We start from the raw sequence: 1,980 nt of genomic DNA on the forward strand, positions 1-1,980 counted from the left end.
AACCTGCGGGGCCCCTGAGGCTTCCGCTCATCCCGAATCTCGAAGTCCATCGCATCCCCTGAGCTGGGGTGTTGCGACGACCACTAGAACGGAAGGCATCGTCGGGGGCTTCCGGCTCGGTACCGGTGGTGCACCCGGCCACGCGGACCACGATTGCCCGCCGCCGGACTGGGGGTGAGTCGCTCCTCACGGGCAACACGTGACCTGCATGCCTCAGATTCAGCGGGACTGCCTCGCCTTCACCGAGACCGGACAACGACCACCCAACCCGCTGACTCAGCCCAGCGCATTCCGTCACCCCGCGAGCGCCATTTCGTCGGTTGGCCAGGACGCGCAACAGGAGAGCGCCCAGGGGGCCTCACCGGTCTTGGCCGTGGTCTTCTTCGCCGCCGTCTTCTGGGCGGCCGCCTTCTTCGCGGTCTTCTTCGCCGGGGGCTTGGCGGTTGCCTTTGCCGCCGCAGCCTTCTTGGCCCGGGCCGTCTTCTTCGTCGGGGCCGCAGGGTCGCTGATTTCCTCCTGCCGCGGCTGCGGGACGGGGGCCTCGTTCGGCGCGGCGGAGGTCTGCGCCGTGTCGGCAAAGCTGGCTTCCGCAGCCGGCAGGGAGACTTGCACGCTGCGCAGCCACGCCTCCTCCGCCCTGAGCCGCTCCAAATGCGCCTGCAGCTCTTCTTGTTCGGCAAGGTTCTTCTCAAGGTCGGCGGCAAACTGCGATGCGTACCTGTCCTGGATAGAGATGCTGGCGGGCTCGTCGGCCCCGGCAGTTCACGCTCCTTGGTTTCTGGTGTGTTGCGCCGGATGCTACCCATCTCAGCCCCACACGGCTGAGGCCCTGGCAGAGCACGCCCGTACGAGAACACACCAGCAGCGGGCTCCCCCTCCCGGGCCCGCCCAGGCATTTGCTCCCCACCTGTGTTGAGCGGACCGGAGCTTATGAGCGTTGTTTCTGGTGGGCGGCGTAGGGTCGTAGCGGGAAGTTGAGGGGGAACTATGACCAGCGTGCAATGGGTTGAGCTTGCGGCCTGCCGGAGCACCGACCCCGAGGAACTCTTCGGCCAGGGCGCCGAGCAGCACCGGGCGAAGCCGGTGTGTGCTGGGTGTGCGGTGCGCACCGAGTGCCTGGCCGAAGCACTCGATGAGCGCATCGAGTTCGGCCTGTGGGGTGGCATGACCGAACGCGAGCGCCGGTCCTTGCTGCGCCGCCGACCGGACGTTGTCTCCTGGCGGACGGTTCTGGAGGACGCACGTCAGGCATTCGAGCGGTCGGCTGCCGGTTGACTGCCCGGTGTGCACAATCGGCCCGTGTCCCGGCGGGTGCCCACCCACGGCCGGTCCCCGTGGATTTCGCAGGTCGCATGCTGGGAGGTCTCCGCACGTGCGCCTGGCGGCAGACGAGCAGGGCGCACCCGCGGGCGACGGTCACTCTCCTGTACCGATGAGCGTGCGAACCGCACTGCTTTTTCGTACGGTCCAGTGCCCGGCTCAGGCAGGAGCGCAGGGCTTGGCGGTCCCGCGCTTCGATCGCATGTTGCGCGGGACCCTCTCAACGCTCTTGTCCGCCCCCCGCAGGCGGTTCTGCTCCACGACCGTTCACACACAGCCTCCCAGCAGCAGTACTGACGGCAGACGTAGGCTGATGTATGCCGATGTGCCAGGTCCTCCTGGCCCTGTGGGGCCCGGCCAGCGAGATCCGGGCCCCACACACCGCAGGTCATCGGCCCAGGCCAGCTCCGTCGAGTCGGCGTTGCACCACCGACAGGTCCCTGCCGGAGAAGCACCGTCGGGCTTTTCCCGGTCCCGCTTACGCGGCCATCAAGGAACGGCAGACAACCTGCTCCCCGGGCGCAACCGCGCGGTCCTCCAGAGCCTGCAACTTTGTCAGGCGGGGCTAGGAGTTGTCCGGCCGATCACGTGACTACTCGATGTCCGGGTCGTTGATGTGGACATGGGGCGGGGTGATCTGACAGATGCCGAGTGGGAACG

The 1,980-nt window shown here is 67.7% G+C and carries 2 protein-coding genes; one reads left to right on the top strand and one right to left on the bottom strand.

The genetic code is table 11. The features are described 5' to 3' along the window. Positions 1-294 precede the first annotated feature (294 nt). A complete protein-coding gene (locus ACWC5O_RS45385) occupies positions 295-651 on the bottom strand; it encodes a hypothetical protein (protein ID WP_450781384.1) in 357 nt (118 codons plus the stop codon). A 336-nt stretch (positions 652-987) separates the two neighbouring features. Here ACWC5O_RS45385 and ACWC5O_RS45390 point away from each other — a divergent pair, with 336 nt between their 5' ends. Then, a complete protein-coding gene (locus ACWC5O_RS45390; protein ID WP_450592519.1) occupies positions 988-1,275 on the top strand; it encodes a WhiB family transcriptional regulator in 288 nt (95 codons plus the stop codon). Positions 1,276-1,980: the final 705 nt, after the last annotated feature.

The sequence above is a fragment of the Streptomyces sp. NPDC001450 genome, from assembly GCF_053597295.1.

What these genes read in the sequence shown, in the direction of transcription:
- ACWC5O_RS45390 (WP_450592519.1), top strand. Translation starts at nt 988, where the DNA reads ATGACCAGCGTGCAATGGGTTGAGCTTGCGGCCTGCCGGAGCACCGAC.